This window comes from Promicromonospora sp. NPDC110617, assembly GCF_055598465.1.
The window spans coordinates 79,515-106,286 of sequence record NZ_JBVKBM010000002.1 but is presented as its reverse complement, the minus strand read 5'-3'; the positions used below and the strand labels follow the sequence as shown (position 1 = coordinate 106,286).

The 26,772-nt window shown below is 73.3% G+C and carries 22 protein-coding genes; 19 read left to right on the top strand and 3 right to left on the bottom strand.

The window, feature by feature from the left end; translation table 11 throughout:
- The first annotated feature begins 243 nt into the window (after nt 1-243).
- A complete protein-coding gene (locus ACZ7LE_RS11275; protein ID WP_470403386.1) occupies nt 244-1,272 on the top strand; it encodes a TerC family protein in 1,029 nt (342 codons plus the stop codon).
- Nucleotides 1,273-1,361: 89 nt separating this feature from the next.
- Here the strand turns inward: ACZ7LE_RS11275 and ACZ7LE_RS11270 are convergent, their stop codons facing one another.
- Nucleotides 1,362-2,231, bottom strand: a complete 870-nt coding sequence (locus tag ACZ7LE_RS11270; protein WP_470403385.1) for a hypothetical protein — start codon at nt 2,229-2,231, stop codon at nt 1,362-1,364.
- Nucleotides 2,232-2,368: 137 nt separating this feature from the next.
- Entirely contained in the window at nt 2,369-2,650 is a 282-nt protein-coding gene (locus ACZ7LE_RS11265) for a YciI family protein (protein WP_377228526.1), read from the bottom strand.
- An 88-nt stretch (nt 2,651-2,738) separates the two neighbouring features.
- Between ACZ7LE_RS11265 and sthA the strand changes: the two genes are divergently transcribed.
- Complete coding sequence (gene sthA / locus ACZ7LE_RS11260) at nt 2,739-4,157, top strand: Si-specific NAD(P)(+) transhydrogenase (protein WP_470403384.1); 1,419 nt, start codon at nt 2,739-2,741, stop codon at nt 4,155-4,157.
- A gap of 104 nt (nt 4,158-4,261) precedes the next feature.
- Here the strand turns inward: sthA and ACZ7LE_RS11255 are convergent, their stop codons facing one another.
- The gene (locus ACZ7LE_RS11255; protein WP_020014780.1) at nt 4,262-4,498 is read right to left on the bottom strand and encodes a hypothetical protein; all 237 of its coding nucleotides are present in this window, start codon (nt 4,496-4,498) and stop codon (nt 4,262-4,264) included.
- A gap of 204 nt (nt 4,499-4,702) precedes the next feature.
- Here ACZ7LE_RS11255 and ACZ7LE_RS11250 point away from each other — a divergent pair, with 204 nt between their 5' ends.
- The 17 genes from ACZ7LE_RS11250 to ACZ7LE_RS11170 all read left to right on the top strand — a co-directional run bounded on the left by ACZ7LE_RS11250 (nt 4,703) and on the right by ACZ7LE_RS11170 (nt 26,769).
- Nucleotides 4,703-7,498, top strand: coding sequence for a tetratricopeptide repeat protein (locus tag ACZ7LE_RS11250; protein ID WP_470403383.1), 2,796 nt, complete (start codon nt 4,703-4,705; stop codon nt 7,496-7,498).
- Between the two features lie 81 nt (nt 7,499-7,579).
- A complete protein-coding gene (uvrA, locus tag ACZ7LE_RS11245; protein WP_470403382.1) occupies nt 7,580-10,543 on the top strand; it encodes an excinuclease ABC subunit UvrA in 2,964 nt (987 codons plus the stop codon).
- A gap of 185 nt (nt 10,544-10,728) precedes the next feature.
- Entirely contained in the window at nt 10,729-11,829 is a 1,101-nt protein-coding gene (locus ACZ7LE_RS11240; RefSeq protein WP_470403381.1) for a C2 family cysteine protease, read from the top strand.
- 29 nt (nt 11,830-11,858) lie between these two features.
- On the top strand, nt 11,859-12,158 hold the full coding sequence (locus ACZ7LE_RS11235; protein ID WP_470403380.1) for a hypothetical protein: 300 nt from the start codon (nt 11,859-11,861) through the stop codon (nt 12,156-12,158).
- Nucleotides 12,159-12,233: 75 nt separating this feature from the next.
- Nucleotides 12,234-12,719: an OsmC family protein gene (locus ACZ7LE_RS11230; protein ID WP_377236624.1), complete on the top strand. Its 486-nt coding sequence runs from the start codon at nt 12,234-12,236 to the stop codon at nt 12,717-12,719.
- 63 nt (nt 12,720-12,782) lie between these two features.
- Entirely contained in the window at nt 12,783-14,774 is a 1,992-nt protein-coding gene (gene uvrC, locus ACZ7LE_RS11225; protein ID WP_470403379.1) for an excinuclease ABC subunit UvrC, read from the top strand.
- A 19-nt stretch (nt 14,775-14,793) separates the two neighbouring features.
- A complete protein-coding gene (gene rapZ / locus ACZ7LE_RS11220) occupies nt 14,794-15,732 on the top strand; it encodes an RNase adapter RapZ (protein ID WP_397396304.1) in 939 nt (312 codons plus the stop codon).
- On the top strand, nt 15,729-16,739 hold the full coding sequence (locus tag ACZ7LE_RS11215; protein WP_470403378.1) for a gluconeogenesis factor YvcK family protein: 1,011 nt from the start codon (nt 15,729-15,731) through the stop codon (nt 16,737-16,739). Before rapZ ends, ACZ7LE_RS11215 begins: the two co-directional genes overlap by 4 nt.
- Before the next feature lie 393 nt (nt 16,740-17,132).
- Nucleotides 17,133-18,788 carry an ABC transporter substrate-binding protein gene (locus tag ACZ7LE_RS11210; protein ID WP_470403377.1) on the top strand — a complete coding sequence of 552 codons (1,656 nt, stop codon included), beginning with the start codon at nt 17,133-17,135 and terminating at the stop codon, nt 18,786-18,788.
- A complete protein-coding gene (locus ACZ7LE_RS11205) occupies nt 18,788-19,753 on the top strand; it encodes an ABC transporter permease (RefSeq protein ID WP_470403376.1) in 966 nt (321 codons plus the stop codon). Before ACZ7LE_RS11210 ends, ACZ7LE_RS11205 begins: the two co-directional genes overlap by 1 nt.
- On the top strand, nt 19,750-20,598 hold the full coding sequence (locus tag ACZ7LE_RS11200; RefSeq protein ID WP_470403375.1) for an ABC transporter permease: 849 nt from the start codon (nt 19,750-19,752) through the stop codon (nt 20,596-20,598). Before ACZ7LE_RS11205 ends, ACZ7LE_RS11200 begins: the two co-directional genes overlap by 4 nt.
- A complete protein-coding gene (locus ACZ7LE_RS11195) occupies nt 20,595-22,376 on the top strand; it encodes a dipeptide ABC transporter ATP-binding protein (protein WP_470403374.1) in 1,782 nt (593 codons plus the stop codon). The genes ACZ7LE_RS11200 and ACZ7LE_RS11195 overlap by 4 nt, the downstream gene beginning before the upstream one ends.
- Nucleotides 22,373-23,257, top strand: a complete 885-nt coding sequence (locus ACZ7LE_RS11190; protein WP_470403373.1) for a DUF1684 domain-containing protein — start codon at nt 22,373-22,375, stop codon at nt 23,255-23,257. Before ACZ7LE_RS11195 ends, ACZ7LE_RS11190 begins: the two co-directional genes overlap by 4 nt.
- Nucleotides 23,254-23,859 (top strand): GNAT family N-acetyltransferase, encoded by a 606-nt coding sequence (locus ACZ7LE_RS11185; protein WP_470403372.1) that lies wholly within the window; start codon nt 23,254-23,256, stop codon nt 23,857-23,859. The genes ACZ7LE_RS11190 and ACZ7LE_RS11185 overlap by 4 nt, the downstream gene beginning before the upstream one ends.
- Nucleotides 23,856-24,965, top strand: coding sequence for an amino acid ABC transporter permease (locus tag ACZ7LE_RS11180; protein ID WP_470404535.1), 1,110 nt, complete (start codon nt 23,856-23,858; stop codon nt 24,963-24,965). The genes ACZ7LE_RS11185 and ACZ7LE_RS11180 overlap by 4 nt, the downstream gene beginning before the upstream one ends.
- Nucleotides 24,962-25,726: an amino acid ABC transporter ATP-binding protein gene (locus ACZ7LE_RS11175; RefSeq protein WP_470403371.1), complete on the top strand. Its 765-nt coding sequence runs from the start codon at nt 24,962-24,964 to the stop codon at nt 25,724-25,726. The genes ACZ7LE_RS11180 and ACZ7LE_RS11175 overlap by 4 nt, the downstream gene beginning before the upstream one ends.
- Nucleotides 25,727-25,755: 29 nt before the next feature.
- Complete coding sequence (locus tag ACZ7LE_RS11170; protein WP_470403370.1) at nt 25,756-26,769, top strand: ABC transporter substrate-binding protein; 1,014 nt, start codon at nt 25,756-25,758, stop codon at nt 26,767-26,769.
- Nucleotides 26,770-26,772 lie beyond the last annotated feature (3 nt).

The window sequence follows — 26,772 nt, the reverse complement described above, 5'->3', positions numbered from 1 at the left end:
CACGTACGGGAACAAACCTGACGTCCCGTATGCTTCCCTCCGTTGGAGGGGAGTACCTCGGAACGGCCCGGTCGTCATCACAGCTGCCGATGACGCCAGCTCGGCCTGGCCGGCTCGTGGTGCACCGGTGCGTGGTCTCGGCCAGGCTGGTGCACGGGCGGGCGAGGAAGACCTCCGGTGCCCTGCTGTGCTCACCGGAGGCTCGATGCGATCGCGCGTTCCTCCCTGTTCCGGAAGGAAACAATGGTCCACGAACTGCCCGTGACCTTCGAACTGATCTCGCTCGGCGCGATGGTCCTGCTGCTGGTCGCCGACCTCCTCATCGTCGGGCGGCGACCGCACGTCCCGACCATGAGGGAGAGCGCCATCTGGGTGAGCTTCTACGTGGGCCTCGCCGTGGTCTACGGCATCATCGTCTGGGCCGTCGGCGGCAGCACACCGGCGGGGGAGTTCTACGCCGGCTGGCTCACGGAGTACTCCCTGAGCGTCGACAACCTCTTCGTGTTCGTCATCATCATGGCCCGGTTCGCGGTGCCGCGTGACCAGCAGCAGAAGGTGCTCATGGTGGGCATCATCATGGCGCTGATCTTCCGCGCCGCGTTCATCCTCGCCGGTGCCGCCCTGATCGAGCAGTTCACCTGGCTCTTCTACCTCTTCGGCGCGTTCCTCATCTACACGGCGATCCAGCAGGCGATCCCGGAGAAGGAGGACGAGCACGACGACTACAAGGAGAACGCGCTCATCCGACTGATGCGCCGGGTCCTGCCGCTGCACCACCAGTACAACGACGGGAAGCTGACCACCACGGTCGACGGCCGCCGCCTGTTCACGCCGCTCATCATCGTGTTCCTGGCCATCGGCTCGACGGACGTCCTGTTCGCGGTCGACTCGATCCCCGCGATCTTCGGCATCACCAAGGACCCGTTCATCGTGTTCGCCACCAACCTGTTCGCGCTGATGGGCCTGCGCCAGCTCTACTTCCTGCTGGGCGGCCTGCTCGACCGGCTGGTGTACCTGCCGTACGCGCTCGCGGCCGTCCTCGGCTTCATCGGCATCAAGCTGATCCTCGAGGCGCTGCACACCAACTCGATCCCCTGGATCAACGGTGGCGAGGGCTTCCACTGGGCCCCCGAGATCCCGATCTGGCTGTCGCTCACGGTGATCGTGGTCTCCCTCGCGGTCGGCACCGTGGCGAGCCTGATCAAGTCCGCGTACGACGCGCGGATCGAGGCGGCCCAGCCGGCGCCCGAGCCGGAGGACGCCACGAAGTGACCCCGTGCGGGATCCGGTGACGACACAGCAGGCCGGCGGCCGCGTCCCCTGCGGGGCGCGGCCGCCGGCCTGCGGGCTGTCGTGCCGGGTCAGACCACCGTGTAGTCGACCTCGATCGAGAAGATCTCCCGGTCCCCGGACCGGATGGTCCCGGTGAACGCCTGGCCGTGGACGGCGGGCTCGGCCGGGGCCGAGGGCTCGACGTCCACCGTGCAGAGCTCGCCCGCCGCGGCCAGGTTGTCCGCCCGCAGCCGGAAGAGCCCCGGCAGCCAGCGGGAGCCGGGACCCGCCGCGGCCTCCAGCACGTGGTCGAAGAGCGCGAACGCGGCGTAGCCGGCCACCGACACGGGCAGCGCCGGATAGCTGTCGAAGTGTCCCCGGCACATCGACGCCTCGACCGCCAGCTTGGCCGCGGCGTTCCGGGCGTCCGTGGCGACGTCCTCGAGCGGGGCGGGCAGGGCGTAGGGGTTGGCCGGCTCCTCCGCGTCAGGGGCCCGGGCCGGCCCCATCATGCGGCGGAAGACCGGTACGGACATGACGAGGTACTCGACGTCCATCTGCGCCACGAGGTTGCCGTGGGCGTCGCGCAGCTCGGTCCGGGCCTCGGCGCGGTGCCGGCCCGTCATCTGCGCGCTCGCGGTCCCGGTGAGTGCGGTCGGGGGGCCGGCGGTGGCCGGATACATCCGGCCGACGCCGCGGTGCGCGAGGTAGTAGTGCCGCCTGGAGCTCGGGTTGGTCGTGGCCGCCGCGCAGAGGCCGAGGATGGCGAGATGCCTGCCGGCCTCCGCGATGTTGACCGGTGTGGCCTGCCGTCCCGTCGGCGACTGGACCGGGACCCGTGCGCTGGTGAGCCCGGGTTCCAGGCTGGTCAGCTCGCTGAGTGCGTAGTAGGGCGGCGTCACGCAGATGCGCGGGCCGATCTGGTCGTATCCCACCGATGTACCGTCGACAGAGGTCATGCAGTGCCTCCCCGAACCTAGTCAGCAGTGTTCGAACAGGCATCATGTGCACCACGAAGCGCGCCACGCCATGCTCGGAACGTGACTATTGCGTAAAAACCTCTGTATGGATGGGTATAGGGTGAATTTGGCGAGCGTTACCCGGCGAGGCCGCCGATCACCACGTCCCACTGCCGCACGCCGCGCTCGGCGACCAGCCCCCGCAGCGCGAACGGGTCCTCGTCCAGGATCGCCAGCGCCGCGTCGGCCGACTCCGCCTCGAGGATCAGCAGGGCACCGACCCCGCCGTCGACCGGGCCCGAGGCGCGCACGACGCCGTCCGCGTTGAGGGCGCGCAGGAAGGCGCGGTGGTCGGGGCGGACCTCGTCGCGGGTCGCGACGTCGTCGGTGTAGGTGTAGCTCACTGCATAGGTGCTCATGGGGGCAGCCTGCCATCCGCCCGGGTCAGCCGGTTAATTCTTGATGAAGACGCTCGCCCTGCACCCGCGCGCGCCCCACACTCTGAGCATGGACGCACGTGAGAACCACTTCGACCTCGTCGTGATCGGCTCCGGACCCGGCGGTCAGAAGGCCGCGATCGGCGCGGCCAAGCTCGGCAGACGTGTGGCGGTGGTGGAACGGCGCGACCAGGTCGGCGGGGTGAGCCTGCACACCGGCACCATCCCGTCCAAGACCCTGCGCGAGGCGGTGCTGTACCTGACGGGCCTGCAGATGCGCGACGTCTACGGCTCCAGCTACCGGCTCAAGGAGCACATCACCGTCCCGGACCTGCTGGCCCGCCTGCAGCACGTCATCGGCCGCGAGATCGAGGTGGTGCGCAACCAGCTCGCCCGCAACGACGTCGAGACCGTCGTGGGCACCGCCCGGTTCACCGGCCCGCACGACATCGCGGTGGCCGACGCCGAGGGCGACGTCGTCCGGCGCCTGACCGCCGACAAGGTGGTCATCGCGGTCGGCACCGCGCCCGCGCGGCCCGCCAACATCGCGTTCGACGGCGTCCGCGTGGTCGACTCCGACGGCATCCTCGACGTCAGCCAGGTGCCCCGGACCATGGTCGTGGTCGGCGCCGGCGTGATCGGCATCGAGTACGCCTCCCTCTTCGCCGCGCTCGGCACGCGGGTCACCGTCGTCGAGGCACGAGACCGGATCCTCGACTTCTGCGACTCCGAGGTGGTCGAGGCCCTCAAGTTCCAGCTCCGCGACCTGTCGGTCACCTTCCGGCTGGGCGAGAAGGTCGAGTCGGTCACCGCAGGGGAGAACGGCACCGTCACGACGCTGGCCTCCGGCAAGCGGATCCCCGCCGACTGCGTCCTGTACTCCGCCGGCCGGCAGGGCTCCACCGACGGGCTCGACCTCGCGGCGGCCGGCCTCGAGGCGGACCGGCGCGGCCGGCTCCAGGTCGACAAGCAGTTCCGCACCGACGTCGAGCACATCTACGCCGTCGGCGACGTCATCGGCTTCCCGGCGCTCGCGGCGACCTCGCAGGAGCAGGGGCGCCTCGCGGCGTACCACGCGTTCGGCGAGCCGGTCTCGTCCGTGCTGGAGCTGCAGCCCATCGGGATCTACACGATCCCTGAGATCTCGTACTGCGGGGACACCGAGGACCAGCTCACCACCGCGGGCGTGCCCTACGAGGTGGGCGTCGCGCGCTACCGCGAGCTCGCGCGGGGGCAGATCGTGGGCGACTCCTACGGGATGCTCAAGCTGCTCGTCTCCACCGAGGACCGCAAGGTGCTGGGCGTGCACGTGTTCGGGACGGGCGCCACGGAGATCATCCACATCGGCCAGGCGATCATGACCACGGGCGGCACCGTGGACCACCTGGTCGACACCGTCTTCAACTACCCGACGCTCGCCGAGGCCTACAAGGTCGCGGCGCTGGACGTGACCAACAAGATGCGGGACGTGGAGCGGTTCGGGCTCTGAGGCCCGACGCGCGCGGGGCCTGATGTGCGAGGGGCCCGACGCGCGAGGGCGCCCGCCCACCGCGCGGTGGACGGGCGCCCTCGTGCGTGACCGGCGCGGCGGTGCTACTTGTCGCCGGCGATCGCGGGCACCTCGGCGTCCGCGAGGGTCACGAGCGCCTGGGCGTGCACGGCGTGCTGCCAGTTGCCCAGGTCCGCGACCGTCTTGATCTTGAGCTCGGCGAGCATCTCGTCGTGCTTGGGCGTGAGGCCCAGCAGCGCCGACGGCGGCGCCGCGAGGATCGCGGCGATGCTCTGGTCCTTGTAGGCCTTGTCGACGAGCTTGTTCAGGTTCAGGCTCACGTGCCTGCCTTTCGTCCGTGCGGTCGTGGAACGGCCGGATTCTCACCCGGCCGAGGGAAGGATGTCGTGATCGAGGGCGGTATGCAACTTTTGCCCGCATTGTCGGAGTGGCGCTGATCTGTCGGAACCCGCTTTGTTACCGGGGTGAATGAGTCGTCAGCTACCTCTTGAGTGTTGGACGTTCGTCCGGTTGACTTGGTCCTCGTGGTGGTCCCGGATGTCTCGACCAGGCTGGCTGCCGCGGTCCGGACCGCCCGTACGGCGGTGGGCCGCGGCCCGCTCCCGGCTGCGGCCGAGGACGTCCCGCACGACGACGCCCGGTGGCCGGCCGTGCTGCTCGACCCGGCCCGCGCCGTCGTCCCGTTCCTGGGCCGCGAGCGGGAGCTCGGTGAGCTCCGCACCTGGGCCGAGGCGGACGTGCCGGTCAGCCTGCGCCTGGTCGTCGCCCCCGCCGGCTTCGGCAAGACCCGGCTCGCGGGCGAGCTCGGCGACCGGCTGAGCGGGTCCGGCTGGACCGTCGTCCGGGTGCCGCGCGGCAAGGAGGCCGCCACGGTCCGCGCCCGCCCTGTCGGCGACGTGCTGTTCGTCGTGGACGACGCGGCGGCGCGGCGCGGCCTCGGCGCGATGCTCGACGCCCTGGCCCGCCCCGCCCGCGGCCGCACCCGGGTGCTCATGCTCGCCCGCGTCGCGGGGGAGTGGCTGCGCCGGCTGCGCTGGGGCTCGACGCTGTGGACGCAGCTCGGACCGGGCGACGCCACGCAGACGGCCCTGGCCGTCTCGCTCGCCCCCGACCTGACCGACGTCATGGTGCTGGAGGCCGCCGTCGCCGCGTACGCCGCGCACCTCGGCGTGGCGTCCCCTGCGCTCGGCGACCTGTCCGCGGACGAGCCGGACCACGGCACCCGCGTGATCGACCTGCACGCGGCGGCGGCGCTCGCCGCCCTCACCGTGGCCGGCGTGCCGGTCCCGGTCCACGAGCCGAACCCCTTGCGGGGGCTCCTGGACGTGGCCGCCGTCTCGTGGGCCGCGTCGGCCCGGGAGGCCGGGCTGGAGCTGAGCCTCGACGAGGTGCAGGACGTCGTCGCGGCGGCCTGCCTGCTCGGGGCCGACGACACCGCGGGCGCGCGCGACGTGCTGCGCCGCGTGGTGCCCGGCCTCCCGGCGCGCGCGGGCGCGCGCTGGCTGCTCGGGCTCCCGGGCGCCACCGCGGAGCTCGGACCGAGCGCCGCCGGGTCAGACCGCCTCGGCGACCTGCTCGTCGTGGACCGGCTCGGCCGGTCGGTCTCCCTGGTCGGGTCGTGCACGTGGGGCCTGTCCCGCAAGGCGGCGCTGCGGGTGGTGCGGGTCGCCCGGCGGCTGGAGGTCGAGCTGTCCGAGGTGCCGGAGGCGACCGCGCTGGCGGGCGAGCTCCTGCGCCGGGCCGCCGACTCCTACGGCGACGACCCGCGCGCGCTGCGGACCGCGTTCCTGCTCAAGCAGCGGTCGGTCGTCGACGCCTCGCCCGACGACGTGTACCGGGGCGAGCGGGCCGTCGCGGTCGCGAAGGACGCCGTGGGCCGCGCGGAGGCGCTGGTCGACCTCGGCATCGCGCTGCGCGACGTGGCGCGGGTGACGGAGTCGCTCGAGGTGCTGGACTCGGCGGTCGAGGCCTGGCGCAGGATCGCCGCCGGCGACCCGGACCGCTACCGCACCGCCCTCGTCTCGGCGATCAACGCCCTGGGCAGTGCGCGCTGGCGGGCCGGGCACAGCCGGGAGGCGCTGGCCGCCCACCGGGAGGCGGTCGAGCTGTGCCGGGCGGCCCCGGAGCGCGACCGGGGCTGGTGCGAGGCCGAGCTGGCCCGCGTCCTGATCAGCCTGAACGTGGTGCTCAACGACTCCGGGGCGCCCCAGGAGGAGGACGAGACCTTCGCCGAGCTGCTCCCGATCCTGCGGAACCTGGTGGAGCGCGACCCGCGGCAGTGGTCGGTGTTCCTGACCACGGCGCTGTCCAACCGCTCGGTGGTGCTCACCGAGAGCCGCCCGGGGGAGGCCCTGCCGTTCGCGCGGGAGGCGGTGGAGCTCAGCCGCGAGATGGTGCGGCAGGCCCCGAAGCGGCACCGCAACGAGCTCGGGTTCGCGCTGACGAACCTGGCCAACGCGTACGCCGCGCTGGGCCGTGACCGCGAGGCGGTCGAACCGCTCGGTGAGGCCGTCGCCGTGCGGCGCGAGCTGGTCCGCGAGAACGCCGCGACGCACACCTGGACGCTCGCCTACAGCCTCGCGTCGCTCGGCGCGGTGCGCTCCCGGCTCGGGGACCTCGACGAGGCGATCTCGCTGGAGCGGGAGGCGGTGCTGCTGCGCCGCCGGCTCGCCCGGGAGCACCCCGCGCGGTACCGGCGGATGCTGGCGGCGTCCCTGTCCAACCTCGCGGTCACGCACTCCCGGGCGGGCGAGCCGGAGGAGGCCCTGCCGCTCGAACGCGAGGCGGTCGCGATCCGGCGTGCCCTGGCCAAGGACGGTCAGCCCGGCGAGGACCACCTGGCGCACTCGCTCTCCAACCTGGGCGTGCTCTACGCCGAGCTCGGGCGGCCGGCCGACGCCGTGGCGCCCACCCAGGAGGCGGTGGGGCTGCTGCGGCAGCTCGCCGAGGAGGACGCCGGCCGGTTCGAGCCGCCCCTGGCCGACGCCCTGCTCAACCTCGGCGCCGCGCTCCTCGACGCGGGCCGTGCGCAGGAGGGCGTGGAGCCGACGACGGAGGCCGTGCGCCTGCGCCGGGAGCTCGCCGGGCGCAGCCCCGAGGTGCACCTGCCGGGCCTGGCGGCCGCGCTGACCAACCTCGTCGCCGTGCACGTCGACCTCGGGAAGTCGGACACGGCGGCCGAGTACGCGCAGGAGGTCGTGCAGGTCCGCCGCCGGCTCGTCGACGGCTCCTACGCCCACGAGCAGGACCTCCTGCGCGCGCTGGACCTGCAGGCGCGCGTGCGCCGGTCCGGCGCCGTCGACGGGCGCGCGATCCGCTGAACCGTGCGGATGTGACGAGTCTCCCAGCCCGATCCGTAGAACACCCGTGCGAATGTCAGTGGTCCGCCCTAGGATGCCTCTGTGAGCAATCGTCTCGTCGTCTCCGGTGCCCGTGAGCACAACCTCAAGAACGTCGATCTGGACCTTCCCAGGGACCGGCTCATCGTCTTCACGGGGCTGTCGGGCTCGGGCAAGTCGTCGCTCGCGTTCGACACGATCTTCGCCGAAGGTCAGCGCCGGTACGTCGAGTCCCTTTCCGCCTACGCGCGGCAGTTCCTGGGCCAGATGGACAAGCCCGACGTCGACTTCATCGAGGGTCTGTCGCCCGCGGTGTCGATCGACCAGAAGTCCACCAACCGCAACCCGCGGTCCACCGTCGGCACCATCACCGAGGTCTACGACTACCTGCGCCTGCTTTATGCGCGCGCGGGCACGCAGTTCTGCCCGGTGTGCGGCGAGAAGGTGCAGTCGCAGACGCCGCAGCAGATCGTGGACCAGATCCTGGAGCTGCCGGAGAACACCCGGTACCAGGTGCTGGCGCCCGTCGTGCGCGGCCGCAAGGGCGAGTACGCGGACCTCTTCAAGGAGCTGCAGGCCAAGGGCTTCTCCCGCGCCCGGGTCGACGGCGAGGTGGTCCAGCTGACCGACCCGCCCACGCTCGAGAAGAAGCTGAAGCACGACATCGAGGTGGTCGTGGACCGGCTCGTGGCGCGCGAGGGCGTGCAGCGCCGGCTCACCGACTCGGTGGAGACCGCGCTCGCCCTGGCGAACGGCCTGGTCATGATCGAGCTGGTCGACGCCGACATCGATGACATCACGCGGACGCGCAAGTTCTCCGAGAAGCGGGCGTGCCCCAACGAGCACCCCCTGGCACTCGACGAGATCGAGCCGCGGACCTTCTCGTTCAACGCGCCCTACGGCGCGTGTCCCGAGTGCACCGGCATCGGCTTCCGCCTGGAGGTCGACCCGGACCTCATCGTGCCGGACGACGAGCAGACGCTGCGCGGCGGCGCCGTCGCCCCGTGGGCGCAGACGTCGTCGGAGTACTTCGAGCGGGTGCTCTCCGCGCTGGCCGAGGAGATGAAGTTCTCCATGGACGTGCCGTGGCGCGCGCTGCCGGCCCGGGCGCGGGAGGCGATCCTGCACGGCCGCGACCACAAGGTGCACGTCAAGTACAAGAACCGGTGGGGTCGTGAGCGGCAGTACTCGACCGGCTTCGAGGGCGCGGTGACGTTCCTGGAGCGGCGCCACCGCGAGACCGACTCGGACTGGTCGAAGGAGAAGTACGAGGCCTACATGCGCGAGGTCCCGTGCCCGACCTGCGGCGGCGCGCGGCTCAAGCCGGAGGTCCTCGCGGTCAAGGTGGACGGCCTGTCCATCGCCGACGTCTGCCGCCTGCCCGTGGGGGAGGCCGCCGAGTTCCTCAAGGGCATCGAGCTCGGTGTCCGCGAGGCGCAGATCGCGACGGAGGTCCTCAAGGAGATCCACGCCCGGCTGGGCTTCCTGCTCGACGTCGGGCTGCACTACCTGACGCTGGAGCGGCCCGCGGGCACGCTGTCGGGCGGCGAGGCGCAGCGCATCCGGCTGGCGACCCAGATCGGCTCCGGCCTGGTCGGCGTGCTGTACGTGCTGGACGAGCCGTCGATCGGCCTGCACCAGCGCGACAACCGCCGGCTCATCGACACGCTCACCCGGCTGCGGGACCTGGGCAACACGCTGATCGTCGTCGAGCACGACGAGGACACGATCCGCGCGGCCGACTGGATCGTCGACATCGGCCCGGGCGCGGGCGAGCACGGCGGCGTCGTCATCCACTCGGGCGACTACGCCGGGCTGCTGGAGCAGCAGGACTCGCTCACGGGCGCGTACCTCGCCGGGCGACGGTCGATCCCGCTCCCGGCGCAGCGCCGGCCCGTCGACGCCGACCGGCAGGTCACGGTGGTCGGCGCGCACGAGAACAACCTGCGCGACGTCGACGTGTCCTTCCCGCTCGGCGTGCTGACCGTGGTGTCGGGCGTCTCGGGCTCGGGCAAGTCGACGCTCGTGAACTCGATCCTCTACACGGTCATGGCCAACCAGCTCAACGGCGCCCGCCGGGTGGCCGGCCGGCACAAGCGCGTGACGGGCCTGGACCAGCTCGACAAGGTGGTCCACGTGGACCAGGGCCCGATCGGCCGCACGCCGCGGTCCAACCCCGCCACCTACACGGGCGTGTGGGACCGGATCCGCAAGATCTTTGCGGAGACCGAGGAGGCCAAGGTGCGCGGCTACGGGCCGGGCCGCTTCTCGTTCAACGTCAAGGGCGGGCGCTGCGAGGCGTGCGCGGGCGACGGCACGATCAAGATCGAGATGAACTTCCTGCCGGACGTCTACGTGCCGTGCGAGGTCTGCCACGGCGCGCGGTACAACCGCGAGACCCTCGAGGTGCACTTCAAGGGCAAGACGGTGGCCGACGTGCTCGACATGCCGATCGAGGAGGCCGCCGAGTTCTTCAAGGCGTTCCCGGCGATCTCGCGGCACCTGTCCACGCTGGTCGACGTCGGCCTCGGGTACGTGCGGCTCGGGCAGCCCGCCCCCACGCTGTCCGGCGGCGAGGCGCAGCGCGTCAAGCTGGCGGCGGAGCTGCAGAAGCGCTCGTCGGGCCGCTCGGCCTACGTGCTGGACGAGCCGACCACCGGCCTGCACTTCGAGGACGTGCGCCGGCTGCTCGGCGTGCTGCAGTCACTGGCGGACAAGGGCAACACGGTCATCGTGATCGAGCACAACCTGGACGTCATCAAGAGCGCCGACTGGGTCATCGACATGGGCCCGGAGGGCGGCAGCGGCGGCGGCATGGTCGTGGCGCAGGGCACGCCCGAGGTCGTGGCGGAGGTTCCGGAGAGCCACACCGGGACGTACCTCGCCGAGATCCTCGACGGCCATGCACCCGTGGACGCCGCGCCGACCAACGGGGCGCCGAAGGCCGCCAAGGCCAAGGCCACGGGCGCCAAGGCGAACGGGACCGCGGCGAGCCGGTCCCGGCGCAAGGCCGCCGTCGCGGGCTGACGCGGCCGGAGCCGGCCCCGCGCCGGAGGGCCGGACCGGACCCCTGCGCGGGGTCCGGTCCGGCCCTCCGGCGTGCTGCGGAGGTGCGTGTCGCGCACGTGCCAGGGAGCGTTGCCCGGGGCATGCGTCCTGGCGGCGGCGGGCAGCAGTGCTCTACAGTGATCTCGACGAGGAGGTTGCCTGGTATGTCGGAGATGTACGGCGCGGACATCAGCGCGCTCCGGACCCTCGGAAACATGATGGTCCAGCAGAGCGACGTGCTCGAGACGGCGGTCGGCCAGATCACGCAGGCGGTCTCGACGACGGCGTGGTCCGGTCCGGACCACGAGGGCTTCCTCGAGGAGTGGCACGTGACGCACTCCGGGGCCCTGCGCGCGGTCGCGCTGGGCCTCGCGGAGGTGGGGCGGCGCGTCATCGCGAACGCGGACGCCCAGGAGCGGACGAGCGAGACGTACGACGGCGGCGTCGGCGGCGCCGTGGGCGGCACCGCCGGCCGGGGCCCGGAGGGGACGGACCAGAGCTCGTCCGGCGGCCAGGGCGACAAGGACAAGGCAGCGGGCGATCTCGGCAAGCTCGAGGACGCCGGCAACGTGCCGCTCGACGACAAGGCGATCGACGCGAGCCAGATCGAGCAGGGCAGTCTCGCGGACTGCTGGTTCCTCGCCTCGGCGGGCGCCATCGCCGAGCGGGACCCGGAGTGGATCCGCGAGCACATCAAGCGCAACGACGACGGCACCTACACCGTGACGTTCTACGAGGACGGCGAGCCGGTCAAGGTCACCGTGGACTCGCAGGTGTACGAGAACGCGGCCGGTGACCCGAGCGGTGACCCGTCGTGGATCTCCATCTACGAGAAGGCCGCCGTCCAGCACCTGGGTGGCCAGTACGACGACATCGAGTACGACAGCGCGTCCAGGGCGCTGGAGATGATGACGGGCAAGGACACCACCACCGAGACGCTCGACCCGATGCTGCCGTGGGAGGACCCGCCCAGCCTCAGCTCCATCAAGGACCGTCTGGCCAACGGCGAGCCGGTCGTGGCCGCCAGCCCGGACGGCGGCGGCTGGTTCGGCGACCCGCCTCCGGACAAGGAGGTCGTCAACAACCACGTGTACGTGGTGGACGGCGTCTCGGCCGACGGCAAGACGATCACGCTGGTCAACCCGTGGGGCCCGAACGGCGGCACGGGCTCGGACGGGAACACCAAGCCGGGGACCATCACCATGTCCGCGGACGAGTTCTATGAGAACTTCGACTCCGTGACCTACGGCGGGTCGATGAAGTGACCGCCGTCGAACGAGGGAGAGGGGCCGCCGTGGCCGACGACACGGGGACGGGCCCGGGCGAGGGCTCGCTCGTCCGGGTGAGGCAGAGCGCGCAGGCGCGGTTCGGTGCCACACGGGTCGGCGTCATGATCGCCGGGCCGCGCGACGGCGTGCCGACGGCGCGTCTCCTGGTGCGCTCGGACGACGGGCGGCGGGCCACGGTCGACGCCGTGGTCGGTGACCGCGTGGACCTGTTCGGCGAGGGCACGCTGGAGCTCGTCGGGGTCGAGGGCGGGCGCACGCCGAAGGAGCAGAGCGCGGTCACGGTCCGTCAGCTCCCGGGCGCCTGACGGCCCGCCCGGCCGGCCCGTCCGGCCGCCCGGGAGGCGTGGCCCTCGTCACCCCGCCCCGCTAGGGTGAGCAGCATGAGCGGAGCCACGCATGACTACGCCGTGACGGTGCGGTGGACGGGCGCGGGGGACACGGGTACGTCGTCGTACACCGCGTACTCGCGCGACCACGAGATCGACCTGGCCCACAAGCCGCCCCTCCTGGGCTCGGCGGACCCGGCGTTCCGGGGCGACCCGGGCCGCTACAACCCCGAGGAGCTGTTCGTCGTCAGCCTGAGCCAGTGCCACATGCTGTGGTTCCTGCACCTGGCGGCGGAGTCGGGGCTGGTCGTGCGGGAGTACTCGGACGCGGCGACGGGCACCATGCGCGTCGAGTCGCGGGGCGAGGGCGCGTTCACGGACGTGACGCTGCACCCGCGGGTCGTGGCGGACGCGGGCGAGCTCGCCACGGACGAGCACGTGGCCGCGCTGCACCACAAGGCGCACGCGATGTGCTTCATCTCGCGCTCGGTCAACTTCCCGGTGCACGTCGCACCGGTGCCGCTCGCCGTCCCCGCCTGACGCGGGCGGCGCCGCTTCGCGTCGCCGCCCCACGTTGTCAGTGGCACCGCTTAGGTTGGTGCCATGGCGGATCCAGCAACCTATCGACCCAAGGCGGGAGAGATCCCGACGTCGCCCGGTGTCTACCGGTTCCGCGACGAGCACGGCCGGGTCATCTACGTGGGCAAGGCGAAGAACCTGCGCCAGCGTCTGGCGAACTACTTCCAGGACGTGGCGCACCTGCACGAGCGCACGCAGCGGATGGTGACCACCGCGGCGTCGGTCGAGTGGACGGTGGTGGGCACCGAGGTCGAGGCGCTCGCCCTGGAGTTCACCTGGATCCAGCAGTACGACCCGCGGTTCAACGTGAAGTACCGCGACGACAAGTCGTACCCGTACCTCGCGGTGACCCTCGGCGAGGAGGTGCCGCGCGCCCAGGTCATGCGCGGGGCCAAGCGCAAGGGCACGCGGTACTTCGGGCCCTACGGCCACGCCTGGGCCATCCGGGAGACCCTCGACCTGCTGCTGCGGGTGTTCCCGATCCGCACCTGCTCCGCGGGCGTCTACAAGAGGGCGGGCCAGTCGGGGCGGCCCTGCCTGCTCGGTTACATCGACAAGTGCTCGGCGCCGTGCGTGGGCCGCATCAGCGTGGACGACCACCGCGCGCTGGTCCTGGACTTCTGCGACTTCATGGCGGGCGACACCGCCAAGTTCGAGCGCCGGCTGACCAAGCGCATGCAGGAGGCCGCCGCCGAGATGGAGTACGAGCAGGCCGCCCGCCTGCGCGACGACATCGAGGCGCTGCGCCGCGCCACCGAGAAGAACGCGGTGGTGCTGGGCGACGCCACGGACGCCGACGTGTTCGCGCTGGTGGGCGACGAGCTGGAGGCCGCCGTCCAGGTCTTCCATGTCCGTGGGGGCCGCATCCGCGGCCAGCGCGGCTGGGTGGTCGAGAAGGTCGAGGACATCAGCGACGGCGAGCTCGTGGAGCACCTGCTGCAGCAGGTGTACGGGTCGGACCAGGACCTGAGCGGCCCCGAGGCCCGCGACGCCGTGCCCCGCGAGGTGCTCGTGCCGGTGCTGCCGCCCGACCTGGACCAGGTCGGCGCCTGGCTCACCGGGCTGCGCGGCTCGCGCGTGGACGTGCGTGTGCCGCAGCGCGGCGACAAGAAGGAGCTCGCCGAGACGGTCCGCAAGAACGCCGAGCACGCGCTGGTGCTGCACCGCACCCGCCGCGCGGGCGACCTCACGACCCGCAGCCAGGCGCTGCGCGAGATCCAGGAGGCCCTCGACCTGGAGTCGGCGCCCCTGCGCATCGAGTGCTACGACATCTCGCACACCCAGGGCACCTACCAGTCCGCGTCCATGGTGGTGTTCGAGGACGGCCTGCCCCGCAAGAGCGAGTACCGCTCGTTCAGCATCCGCGGGTCGGACGGCGACGGCGCCCGCGACGACACGCAGGCCATGCACGAGGTCATCACGCGCCGCTTCAAGCGGTACCTGACCGACCGGCTCAAGGCCAACGACGTCGAGATCTCGGCGGGGGAGGAGCGTGCGGACGAGGACCCCGCCGGCGCCCTGCCCGGAGCGCTGCCCGGCGGTGAGGTCGCCGCCGACGCCCCGGAGGAGAAGGCCCGGTTCGCCTACCCGCCGAGCCTCGTGGTGGTCGACGGCGGGCCGCCCCAGGTCGCCGCCGCCAAGAAGGCGCTGGAGGAGCTCGGCATCACCGACGTCGCGCTGTGCGGGCTGGCCAAGCGCCTGGAGGAGGTGTGGCTGCCCGGCGAGGAGTACCCGGTCATCCTGCAGCGCTCCAGCGAGGGCCTGTACCTGCTCCAGCGCGTCCGCGACGAGGCGCACCGGTTCGCGATCACGCAGCACCGCCGCCGGCGGAGCAAGGGCATGACGGCCTCGGTGCTCGACGACGTCCCGGGGCTCGGCCCGGCCCGCAAGAAGGTGCTGCTCACCCATTTCGGGTCGGTCAAGCGCCTCAAGGCGGCCAGCGTCGAGGAGATCGCCAGCGTACGGGGCATGGGCGCCACGACGGCCGCGGCCGTGGTGGCCGCCCTGAAGGCCTGACGCTGGCATGCTTGGTGCCATGAGCAACACCGAGCCGTCCCCCACCACGGCCCCCGAGGGAATCGCCGCGGTCGAGGCCGCCACGCACACCCCCGAGCGCAGCGACCCGCAGGTCCTGGTGATCACCGGGATGTCCGGCGCCGGCCGGTCCCGGGCCGCCGCCGTGCTGGAGGACCTCGACTGGTACGTGGTCGACAACCTGCCGCCCATGATGCTGGTGCCCCTGGTCGACCTCATGGCCAAGGGATCCAGCATCGAGCGCGTCGCCGTGGTCGTGGACGTGCGCGGCCGCCAGTTCTTCTCCGAGCTGGACAAGGTGCTCGTGCACATGACGGAGGCCAAGGTGGCCTACCGCATCCTGTTCCTGGACGCGAGCGACGAGGTGCTCGTGCGCCGCTTCGAGCAGGTGCGCCGCCCGCACCCGCTGCAGGGCGACGGCCGGATCCTGGACGGCATCGCCGAGGAGCGCTCCGTCGTGGCGACCCTGGCCGAGCGCGCCGACCTGCGGATCGACACCTCCGACCTGTCCGTGCACGACCTCGCCCGGGAGATCCGCGCCTGGCTCGCGCACGACGCGACCGAGCAGCTGCGCATCAACGTGATCTCGTTCGGGTTCAAGTACGGCATCCCGCTGGACGCGGACCACGTGGTGGACGTACGGTTCCTGGCCAACCCGTACTGGATCACCGAGCTGCGGCACCTGACGGGCCGTGACCAGCCGGTACGCGACTACGTGCTCGCCCGTCCGGGCGCCGTGGAGTTCGCGGACCGGTACGTCGAGGCCCTGGCGCCGGTGCTCGCCGGCTATCTCAACGAGGAGAAGCGTTACGTGACCATCGCCGTGGGATGCACGGGCGGAAAGCACCGGTCTGTCGCCATGTCCGACGCCATCGCCGAGCGGCTGCGCGCCCGCGGGCAGCTCGTCTCCGTCTCCGCGCGCGACCTGGGCCGCGAATGATCCCGCACGCGCCGGGGGTGCCCGACGTCCCCGCCCCGGAGTGGAGCAAGAACCCGTCGGTCGTCGCTCTCGGCGGCGGCCACGGCCTGTCCGCCAGCCTGTCCGCGCTGCGCCTCATGTCGGACCGCCTCACGGCCGTCGTGACGGTGGCCGACGACGGCGGCTCGTCCGGCCGGCTGCGCGAGGAGCTCGACGTGCTGCCGCCCGGCGACCTGCGGATGGCGCTCGCTGCCCTGTGCGACGACTCGGAGTGGGGCCGGACCTGGAGCGCCATGCTGCAGCACCGGTTCTCGTCGTCGGGCGAGCTGGACAACCACGCCATGGGCAACCTGCTCATCGTGGCGCTGTGGGAGCTGCTCGGGGACCCGGTCGAGGGGCTGGACTGGGTGGGCCGCCTGCTCGGCGCCCGCGGGCGCGTGCTGCCGATGGCGTCGGTGCCGCTCGTGGTCGAGGCCGACGTGCGGCACACCGCGGCGCCCGGCGAGCCGGAGGCGCCCCTGGAGACCGTGATCGGGCAGAGCAAGGTCGCCGTGACCGAGGGCCGCATCGAGCAGCTCCGGCTGCTCCCCGCGGACCCGCCGGCCTCGCCGGAGGCCGTCCAGGCCGTGCTCGACGCCGACTGGGTGGTCCTCGGCCCGGGGTCCTGGTACTCCTCGGTGCTGGTCCACCTGCTGGTGCCCGCGCTCGCGGACGCGCTCCACGCCACCAAGGCGCGCCGCTGCGTCACGCTCAACCTGTCCGCGGAGAACGGCGAGACGGAGGGCCTGACCGCCGTCGACCACCTGGAGGCGCTGCACAAGCACGCGCCCGGCCTGCGGATCGACGCGGTGCTGGCCGACCCGTCGGCCGTCGAGGACGTCGCCGCCCTGGAGGCCGCCGCCGCGTCCATGGGGGCGCGCGTGATCATGCGGCAGGTGCGCCGCGGTGACGACACCGCCCGGCACGACGGGCTGCGCCTGGCCGCGGCCTACCGCGACGTGTTCGAGGGCGTCTACGGCGACGTCTGACCCGGCCTGACCAGCCGCCCCGTCCGCGATGCGAGACCCTTCGTGGACACCGTTGACATGCCCCCTGGTCGGCCGTAACTTCCCCGCAGACCGAATCCCTATCAATCCCATAGGGAATTCGAACCGGAGGGAGACCGACATGGCACGAGCGATGTACGGCACGGTGCGGTCCGCGCACGCCCGCCTCCTGTGCGGTGCCCACGAGTGTTGTCCGGCCGGCCGCTGACGGCCTCCGGTAGCACCGCGCACCATCCCGGGTAGCGCCGCGCGGCGCCCCCCGCTGAACGGCCCCTCGCGGCCGCCCCCCACCTTGCCCCCGCGTCACCTCCGGTGACGGACCTTCGTGCACCCGCGCGCGGGTCCGCCTCGCCGTGCCCCGAGAGGACAACCCCCATGGTCCCGAACCGCCCCCGCCGCACGCCGCCCGCAGCGGCAGCCGCCGCCGTCGCCACGGCCCTGACCGCCGCGCTCGCCCTGACCGGCTGCGCCGGACCCGACTCCGCCGGACCAGGCTCCGCCGCGGGCAGCGCGCCCGCCGAGCCGACGCCGGGCGGCACGCTCCGGTTCGCGCTCGGGGCCGCGCCGCAGGGCGTGGACCCGCAGCAGGTCGGCTCGAACGTCAGCATCTACGTGGCGCGGCAGCTCGCCGACTCGCTCACCGACCAGGACCCCACCACCGGCGAGATCCAGCCGTGGCTCGCGGAGAGCTGGGACGTCAGCGACGACCTGACGCGTTTCACGTTCCACCTGCGTGACGGCGTCACGTTCTCCGACGGCAGCGCGCTGGACTCCGCCGACGTGAAGGCCAGCTTCGACGCCGTCGCGGGCGACCTCGGGGCGAGCGCGCCGCTCGCGGCGAGCTACCTCGCGGGCTACGAGCAGACCGAGGTGCCCGACGAGCACACCGCGACCGTCGTCTTCGACGCGCCGAACGCGCAGTTCCTGCAGGCCACCTCGACGGTGTCGCTCGCGATCCTGGCGCAGGAGACGGCGGCGGTGGACCCGGCCGAGCGCCTCCAGGGCGCTGTCGTCGGCTCCGGGCCGTTCGTGCTGGACAGCTACACGCAGGACCAGGGTGCCGTGATCACGCGCCGCGAGGGCTACGACTGGGCGCCCGCGTCGGCGGAGCACGACGGCGACGCCTACCTGGAGCGCGTCGAGTTCTCCGTGGTCCCGGAGTCCGGGGTGCGGGCCGGCGGACTGGCGTCCGACCAGTTCGACGCCGTCGGCGACGTGCTGCCGCAGGACGTGCCGCAGGTCGAGGGCTCGGGCGGCACGGTGCTCACCCGCGCCAACCCGGGCGTGCCGTTCGTGCTGCAGCCCAACCTGACCCGCGCGCCCCTGGACGACGTCGAGGTGCGGCGCGCCCTCCTGCTGGCGGTCGACCGCCAGGAGCTGGTCGACACCGTGCTGTCCGACGCGTTCGAGCCGGCCACGGGCATCCTCGCGTCCACCACGCCGGGCTACGCCGACCTGTCCGACCGGCTCGCCTTCGACCCCGAGGAGGCCGGCCGCATCCTCGACGACGCCGGGTGGGTCCCCGGGCCGGACGGCATCCGCGAGAAGGACGGCGAGCCGCTGGAGATCGAGGTGACCTACACCCCGGTGTTCACCGGCAGCGGGCCGGTGCTGGAGCTGGTGGCCCAGCAGCTGCGCGCCGTCGGCGTGGACCTCACGCTCCGCCAGCTCACGGCCCCCGAGCAGACCGTCGCCCAGGACTCCGGCGACTACGACTTCTACTACTACAACGTCACCCGGGCCGACGCCGACATCCTGCGCACCCAGTTCTCCACCGCGCAGCGCAACCTCAGCCTGCGCGAGCCCGACGACGTCGTCGACCCGCTGCTCGACGAGCAGCTCGGCGAGGCCGACCCGGCCGCCCGCGACGCGATCGCGGCCGAGGCGCAGGAGGCGCTGCTCGACGAGGGCCTCGCCGTCCCGCTGTTCGAGCTGTCCCAGTCGATCGGGGTGCGCGGCGACGTGCACGGCGTCACCTTCGACGCCTCGTCCCGGCTGCTGTTCCACGACGCCTGGATCGAGCAGGAGTGATGGCCGCCTACGTCCTGCGCCGCCTCGGCGGCGCCGTCGCGGTCCTGTGGGCGGCGTTCACGCTCTCCTACCTGATCCTGTACCTGCTGCCCAGCGACCCGGTCGCGATCATGCTCGACCAGGGCGCCGGGGGCGAGCGCGTGGACCCGGCGCGGGTCGCCGAGCTGCGCGAGCGCTACGGGTTCGACCAGGGTCCCGCGCAGCAGTACCTCACGCTGCTCGGCCGCACCCTGACGGGCGACCTCGGGACCTCCATCAGCAGCGGCGCCCCCGTGACCGAGCTCATCGCGGACGCGTTCCCGGAGACGGCGAAGCTCGCCGGCCTCGCGCTCGTCCTCGCCCTCGTCGCCGGGGTGGGGATCGCCCTGCTCGCGTCCTGGACCCGCGCGGCCTGGCTGCGCGACCTGCTGCTCGCGCTGCCGCCGCTCGGCGTCGCCGTGCCCGGGTTCTGGGTGGGCCTCGTGCTGCTCCACCTGTTCTCGTTCACCTGGTTCGTCTTCCCGGCGGTCGGCAACGAGGGGTTCGCCTCCCTGGTGCTGCCCGCGGTCACGCTCGCCGTCGGGCTCGCCGCCGTCGTCGCGCAGGTGCTGTCCCAGGGCCTGCGCGAGGCCTGGCGCGCGCCCTACGTCGAGACGGCGTTCGCCAAGGGCTCCGGCCGCGCCCGGGTGCTCGGCGCGCACGTGGTGCGCAACGGGTCCCTGCCGACCGTCACCGTGCTCGGCGTACTCGTGGGCAACCTGCTGGGCGGCACGGTCGTGGTCGAGACGGTGTTCTCCCGCCAGGGCTTCGGCCGCCTCGTCGAGAACGCCGTGACCACGCAGGACATCCCCGTGGTCCAGGGGCTCGTGGTCGTCGCCGCCGCGGTGTTCGTGCTGACCAGCCTCCTGGTCGACCTCGTCCACCCCCTGCTCGACCCGCGGGTGCTCGCCGGCGCCCCCGGCCGCCCCGGGGGAGGCGCGCGATGACCCGCAGCCTCGCCCTGCTCCGCACCGGGCCCCTCGCCGTGCTCCGCACGAGACCCGCCGCCCTGGTGGCGCTCGCGATCGTGGTGCTCGTCCTGGCCTGGGCGCTCGTCCCCGGCCTGTTCACGGGCCAGGACCCCATCACCGGCGTCCCCGCCGACAAGCTCCAGGCGCCCGGCGCCGCCCACTGGTTCGGCACCGACCACCTCGGCCGCGACCTGTTCTCCCGCACCGTGCACGGCACCAGCCTCTCGGTGCGGGCCGCGCTGCTCGCGATCGGCGTCGCCCTGGTGGCCGGGTCCGGCGTCGGGCTGCTCGCCGGCTTCCTCGGCGGCCCGGTCGACGACGCGCTCATGCGCGCCACCGACGTGCTGCTCGCCATCCCCGGCCTGCTGCTCTCGCTCGCCGTCGTGACCGCGCTCGGCTTCGGCACCGTCAAGGTCGCTGTCGCCGTGGGCATCGCGTCGGTGGCCACGTTCGCGCGCGTCATGCGCAGCCAGGTGCTGCGCGTGCGGCACGCCACCTACGTGGAGGCCGCGCGCCTGGCCGGCGCCGGGCGCGGCGCCGTCCTGCTCCGGCACGTGCTGCCCAACGCGGCCGGCCCCGTGCTGGCGCTCGCGGCCGTCGAGCTCGGCGCGGTGATCCTGGCGGTCTCCGCCCTGAGCTTCCTCGGGTACGGCGCCACGCCGCCCACGCCCGAGTGGGGCTCCCTGGTGGCCGAGGGACGTGACTACCTGGCCGTCGCCTGGTGGTACTCCACGCTGCCGGGCCTGGTCATCGCCCTGTTCGTGCTCGCCGTCGGCGTGCTCGGCCGGGCGCTCACCCGCGAGACGAGGACGGACCGATGACGCTGACGACGCGGCCCGGCACGGGCACCCCTGTTCCGGAGAGCGCCGCGGGCGGCCCTGCGCCGTCGGGCGGCCCGCTGCGCGTGCGCGGCCTGCGGGTCGCCTACGGCACGGCCGAGGTGGTGCACGGCGTGGACCTGGACGTGCGGCCCGGCGAGGTGGTCGCGTTGGTCGGGGAGTCCGGGAGCGGCAAGTCCACCACGGCGCACGCCCTGATCGGCCTGCTGCCCGACGGCGGCCGCGTCACCGCGGGGCAGGTCACGCTCGGCTCCGGGCCGCGGTCCACGCCGCTCACCGGCCTGCTCCCCGACGCGTGGCGGCGGGTGCGCGGCGTGCGCGTCGGGTTCGTGCCGCAGGACCCGGGCACCGCGCTCGACCCCGTGGTGCGGGTGGGGGAGCAGGTCGCCGAGGCGCTCGTGGTGCACGGGACGCCGCGCCGGGCCGCCCGCGAGCGGGCCGTCGAGATCCTCGGCGAGGTGGGTCTGGACCGGCCGCGGGAGCGCGCCCGGCAGTACCCGCACCAGCTCTCCGGCGGCATGCGGCAGCGCGTGCTCGTGGGGATCGCGATGGCCTGCGAGCCGGAGCTGGTCATCGCGGACGAGCCGACGTCGGCCCTGGACGTGACCGTCCAGCGACGGGTGCTCGACCTGCTCGCGGACCTCACCGGACGGGCGGGCACGGCGGTGCTGCTCATCACGCACGACCTCGCCGTGGCCGCCGACCGGGCCGACCGGGTGGTCGTCCTCAAGGACGGCGTGGTGGTCGAGGAGGGGCCCGCCGCCCGGGTGCTGGGCGCCCCCGAGCACCCGTACACGCGGGAGCTCGTCGCGGCCGTACCCGGCAGAAATAATGTGCCAAGCGCGCCTGCGCCGGACGCCGGTCGCGCACCCGGGACGCCGGAGGACGCAGCCCCGAGCGGGTCGGCCGGCGCCAGGACCGCTGCCGGCGCCAGGACCGCCGCCACCCCCGCTACCGGTGAGCCCGAGCCCCGGCCGGCCCTGCTGGAGGTCCGCGGCCTGGTCAAGGAGTTCCGTCTGGGCCGCCGCGAGCGGATCCGCGCGGTCGACGACGTGTCGTTCGCCGTCCCGCGCGGCTCCGCGTTCGCCCTGGTGGGGGAGTCGGGGTCGGGCAAGTCGACCACAGCGCGCCTGGTGCTCGGCCTGGAGCGGCCCGACGGCGGCGCGGTCGAGCTGGACGGCGCCTCCGTCCGCGCCGACCGGACGACCCGCCGTCGCACCCAGCTCGTGCACCAGGACCCGTACTCGTCGCTGGACCCCCGCTTCACGGTCGCCGCCGTCGTGGAGGAGCCGCTGCGGGCCCACCGGATCGGGGACCGTGCCGAGCGGCGTGACCGGGTGGCGCAGCTCCTCGAGCAGGTGCACCTCTCGCCGGACCTGGCCGGACGGCGGCCCGCCGCCCTGTCGGGCGGACAGCGCCAGCGGGTGGCCATCGCGCGAGCGCTGGCGCTCGACCCGGAGCTGCTCGTGCTGGACGAGCCGACCTCCGCGCTCGACGTGTCCGTGCAGGCCCGCGTCCTGGAGCTGCTGGCCCGGCTGCGCGCGGAGCGGGGCCTGACCTACCTGTTCATCTCGCACGACCTGGGAGTGGTGCGGCAGGTCGCCGACCATGTCGGCGTCCTGAGCGCCGGCCGGCTCGTGGAGACCGGACCCGTCGGCCGCGTGTTCGACCACCCCACCCACCCGTACACCGCCGAGCTGATCGCGGCGATCCCCGGTGCCCGCACTGCCGCGCACCCCGACCGGAAGGACCTGACATGACCGAGGTACTGAGCAAGCCGGCCGCGGCATCACCCGACGCCGAGGCCGACGCCGACGCCGCCGCGCGCGAGCACGCCGCGTGGCGGGCCGCCCGCGAGCGCGAGCTGCGCACGCCCCACGGTTGGCTGAGCCCGGTGGCGCTGCTGTGGCCCACGGCCACGCCGGCGCGTCTGCCGGGGCTGCCCGGGGAGTGGTGGGTCGCCGACCGGACGCTGTTCACGCGCCCGGTGGCGGGCGACACGGCCACGCTCGTGGGGGAGCACGTCGAGGCCGACGGTCCGACGTCGGTCGCCGTGGGCGAGGGCCGCAGCAAGGTCCTGGGCACGTTCCTGCCGCAGGGCCGGGCGGCGGGCGCCGAGCACGAGGTGGCGGTCGAGGTGGTGCTGCGCACCGGCCGGTACGGCGTGCGGCCGCGGGACCCGGAGGCGGCGACCCGCACGGGGTTCGACGGCGTCCCCGCGTTCGACCACGACCCGGCCTGGGTGCTGGACGTGCCCGTGCGCTGGTACGACGAGCCCGACGCGGTGACCGTGGGCGCGGCGCAGCCCCGCCTGGTGCACCACGTCGAGGTGTTCGGCGAGGTGGACGTCGCGCACGCCGGGACGGTCACCACCCTGGCGCTGACCGGCAGCGCCACGGAGCCGACCCTCCTGTTCACCGACGAGTCCGACGAGGTTGCGCCGTGGCGGGTCCTGCGCATCCCCGTCCCGGGGACGACTGCGGACGACGCCGACGGCCCGGCCCCCGGCACACTGCGCCTGGACCTGAACCGGGCGGTGAACCTGCCGTACGCGTTCACGCGGTTCGGCACGTGCCCCGCCCCGCTGGCGGGCAACCACCTGCCGTTCGCGGTCACCGCGGGTGAGGAGGCACCACGGTGACCGCTCTCTCCGCGGGCCCGCACCCAGCGGCGCTGGAGGTCCGCGACGTGCGCCTGTCCGACCCGCTGGTCGAACCGCTGCTGGCGGGCCTGTCGGTCGAGTACCGCGCCCGCTACCACGACCTGCTGACCGAGGAGCAGCACCGGGCCGAGATGGCGCACTACGCGGCCGAGGAGTTCGCCCCGCCCGTGGGTGCCCTGGTGCTGCTCCTGGAGCACGGCGAGCCGGTCGCGGGCGGCGCGTTCCGCCGTCGGCTGGAGCCCGAGCTGGGGGAGGCCGCGCGCCTGGCGCGCGGCGACGCGCGGGACGCGGACGGCGTCCCGGCCGTCCCTACGGCCGAGCTCAAGCGCATCTGGACCCACGGCGCCCACCGGCGCCGCGGCCTGGCCCGGCGCGTGCTGGCCGAGCTGGAGACACGCGCCCGCGACCTGGGCTACCCGCGGCTCTACCTGACCACGGGCCCACGCCAGCCGGAGGCGGCGGGCCTCTACCGCGCCACGGGCTGGACGCCGCTCACCGCGGCCGCCGCCGGCGAGCCCACCGACCCCGCGACCGAGCAGCCGTTCGGGCCGCTCCCCTTCGAGAAATGGCTGACGACATGAGCGCCGACCTGGCCGAGGGCGAGTCCCGCCTCCTGTACCCGCCGCCCGGCCTGCCACCGGGCGGGGGCGGACCCGCGCAGGCGGGACCGGCCGACGAGGACCTGCGCGTGGTCGCGGCCCGGCACCCGGGCCGGTGGGTCGCGACCACCGTGGTGGGCGTGCTGCTGGCGATGGTCGTCTCCTCCCTGGTCACCAACGACCGCTGGGAGTGGGACGTCGTCGCCCGCTACCTCACGTGGCCCTCGATCCTGGAGGGGGCGTGGGCTACGATCCGGCTCACGGTGACGGCGTCCGTGGTGGGCTTCGCGCTCGGCACGGTACTGGCCCTGATGCGGCTGTCGCGCTCCCCGCTGCTGCAGGCCGTCTCGTGGGCCTACACGTGGGTGTTCCGGTCGGTGCCGCTGCTGCTGCAGCTCCTGCTCTGGTACAACCTCGCCTACCTGTACCCGGTCCTCAGCCTCGGCATCCCGTTCGGGCCCGAGTTCCTGTTCTTCGACACGCTCGACCTGATCGACAAGTTCTGGGCCGCGATCCTCGGGCTGGGTCTGTCGCAGGCCGCGTACAGCGCGGAGATCGTCCGGGCCGGCATCCTCGGCGTCGACCAGGGCCAGCACGAGGCCGCGGCGTCCCTGGGCATCCCGCGCCACCGCCAGGTGCGGCGGATCATCCTGCCGCAGGCGATGCGGTCCATCGTGCCCACCGCGGTGAACGAGGTGATCGGCCTGCTCAAGGGCACGTCGATCGTGTACGTGCTGGCGTACGGCGAGCTGTTCTACATCGTGAGCGTCATCTACGGCCGCAACGGCCGCGTGGTGCCGCTCCTGATCGTCGCCGCGATCTGGTACCTCGCGCTGACCACGCTCATCACGGTGGTCCAGTACTACGTGGAGCGGCACTACGCCAAGGGCGCCCTGCACACCCTGCCGCCCACACCCGTCCAGCGGGTGCGGTGGGAGATCCAGGTCGGCTGGTCGCGCCTGACCGGCGCCCCCGTGCCCGACGGCGTCCCGCCCGCCCTGGCCGCGCGCGTCCGGGTCGGGCGGTGGGTCGCCCCGCGCGCCACACCTCCCGGGACACCCCCCGGGCGGAAGGGGGGTGCCGCATGACCGGCGGACTGCTGGAGATCCGGGGCGTGCACAAGTCGTTCGGCCTGCTGGAGGCCCTGCGCGGCGTGGACCTGACCGTCCGCCCGGGCGAGGTGGCCGCGATCATCGGCCCGTCCGGGTCGGGCAAGTCGACCCTGCTGCGCGCCGTCAACCACCTGGAGAAGGTGGACCGCGGGTTCGTGTCCCTGGACGGCGAGCTCATCGGGTACGCCCGGCACGGCAACACCCTCCGGGAGCTCACCGAGCGCGAGATCCTGCGCCGGCGCACCCGGATCGGGTTCGTGTTCCAGAACTTCAACCTGTTCCCGCACCTCACGGTGCTGGAGAACGTCGTCGAGGCGCCGATCTTCGCCCAGGGCCGGCCGCGCGCCGAGGCCGAGGCGGAGGCACGCGAGCTGCTGGCCCGCGTCGGGCTCGCCGACCGGGCCGACGCCCGGCCCCGGCAGCTCTCCGGCGGCCAGCAGCAGCGGGTGGCCATCGCCCGGGCCCTGGCCCTGCGGCCCGCCGTGGTGCTCTTCGACGAGCCGACGTCCGCCCTGGACCCCGAGCTCGTCGGCGAGGTGCTCGGCGTGATCAAGGAGCTCGCCGGCTCCGGCACCACGCTCGTCGTCGTCACCCACGAGGTGGGCTTCGCCCGCGAGATCGCGGACACCGTCGTCTTCATGGACGAGGGCGTCGTGGTCGAGCAGGGCCCGCCCGCCGCCGTGCTCGACCACCCCACCAGCGACCGCACCAAGGCCTTCCTGGAGAAGGTCCTGTGACCCCCGTAGCCCTCCCGAGAGGAACCACCGTGACCGTCTCCCGACGAGCCGTCCGCACCCGCCTGCTCGCCCTGGCCGCCGTACCGCTGCTCGCCCTCACCGCCGCCTGCTCGGCCGCCAGCACCGAGCGCCCCGAGGCGGACGACGCCGCCGGCCTCGCCGGGAACGCGCCCGAGTCGGCCGGCCTGCAGGTCAGCACCAGCCCCGACCAGGACCGCGTCCGCACCACCGAGTCCGCCGAGGCCGTCGCGCTGCTGCCCGACGAGTGGGCCGCCAAGGACGAGATCACGGTCGCCGTGAGCGCCGGCGGTGCCCCGCCCCTGGTGTTCCTCGCCGACGACGACAAGACGCCGATCGGCCACGAGACCGACATCGCGCAGCTCGTCGCCGACGCCCTCGGCAAGGACGTGAACCTGGAGGTGAAGGCCTGGGCCGACTGGCCGCTCGCCCTCCAGTCGGGCGACGTCGACGCCGTCATCTCCAACATCACCGTGACCGAGGAGCGCAAGGAGACCATCGACTTCTCCAGCTACCGCGTCGACGAGCTCGGCTGGCTCACCGCCGCCGACTCCGACCTCACGATCGAGCAGCGCGAGGACATCGCGGGCAAGGTCGTCGGCGTCGGCTCCGGGACCAACCAGGAGAAGATCCTGCTCGAGTGGGACCGCCTCAACCAGGAGGACGGCCTGGAGCCCATCCAGGGACCCGAGTACTACGAGCAGCTCTCCGACGTGCTGCTCGCCCTCCAGTCGGGCCGCGTCGAGGCCTACGTGGGGCCCAACGCCGTGCTCGCCTACCAGGCCGCGGTGTCCCCGGAGGACTTCAAGGTGGTCGGCACCCTGAACGGCGGCTGGCCCGACACGGCGCAGATCGCCGTCGCCACCAAGAAGGGCGCCGGCGCCGCCGAGGCGGTTACCGCCGCCCTCAACCACGCCATCGAGGACGGGTCCTACCAGCAGGTGCTGGAGCGCTGGGGCCTGCAGGTCGAGGCCGTGGACCGCGCCGAGACCAACCCGCCCGGCCTGCCCAAGACCGAGGAGTGAGCC